Source organism: Halomonas sp. ALS9 (assembly GCF_001651035.1).
In the GTDB taxonomy this organism is placed as follows: Bacteria; Pseudomonadota; Gammaproteobacteria; order Pseudomonadales; family Halomonadaceae; genus Vreelandella.
In genome coordinates, this window is record NZ_LXRG01000179.1 from 1 (window position 1) to 1,100 (window position 1,100).

1 protein-coding gene is annotated in these 1,100 nt (G+C 56.5%); it reads right to left on the reverse strand.

What is annotated here, in order from left to right; translation table 11 throughout:
• Window positions 1–29: 29 nt before the first annotated feature.
• Complete coding sequence (locus tag A6R74_RS12950; protein ID WP_064234890.1) at window positions 30–1,049, reverse strand: IS30 family transposase; 1,020 nt, start codon at window positions 1,047–1,049, stop codon at window positions 30–32.
• Between the last annotated feature and the right edge of the window lie 51 nt (window positions 1,050–1,100).

Here is a 1,100-nt window from a genome sequence, read left to right on the forward strand (position 1 = left end):
CGGTCTCCAACTCTAAGTGCAACACTCGGTCAATGAATGCCTGATGGCGCCTCCTGAGTGCGCTTGATCAGATTCATAAAAACCTCTAGCGGCGGCTTAAATCCCAGCCGCTTTCGGGGACGGGTATTCAACTGGAAGGCGATAGCATCCAGCTCGTCCTGACTGAACACCGACAGGTCTGTTCCTTTGGGCATGTACTGACGTAAGAGGCCGTTGGTGTTCTCGTTGATGGCTCGCTGCCACGGACTGTGCGGATCAGCGAAGTAGATAGCCGTCCCTGTTTTCTGGGTAATCTCAGCATGGCGCACCAGCTCACGACCCTGATCGTAGGTAAACGTCTGGCGCATTTCCAGCGGCACCCGGTTGAGAGCTGCGCTAAAACCCTGAACCGCAGCGGTCGCGGTGGCCCCATCCATTTTGGCCAGAAACACCAAACCGCTCACTCGCTCGACCAGTGTGCCTACCGCGGAGCGGTTGAAGGCGCCTTTGATCAGGTCGCCCTCCCAATGCCCAGGCAAGAGCCGTTCATTAATTTCAGGCGGACGCAGGTGGATACTGACCAGATCCGGGATCTGCTGACGACGGTCTACGCCGCCCGCCCGGGGCCGACGCTTTGTCTTACCTTGGCGCAGGCACGTAATCAGCTCCTTGCGCAGTTCACCGTGAGGCTGGGCGTAGATGGCTTTGTACACCGTCTCATGAGAGACCTGATAGTCTGGCTGATCTGGAAACATAGCCCTCAGTGTGCCGCTGATTTGTTGGGGAGACCACCGGTTTCGTAGCATGTCGAGGACGACATCATACAGATCCATTCCTTCGACCAACTTGCGCTTGGGCCGACAACGCACACGTGCAGAGCGTGCTGAGCAGCCTGCTGCTTCGGCATTATAGGGTTGATCACCAACCGTGTGTCGCTTCAACTCCCGGCTCAACGTACTGGGAGAACGCTTCAATTCACGAGCGACGGCGCGGAGACTGGCTCCTTGGCGCATCATCAGCATGAGCGTTACGCGATCAGTGGTACTGAGGTGATTATAGTGATTTTCCATGGCAACACGATACTCGATTAGAGGGTGTTGCACTTAGTTATTGAGCGCGCG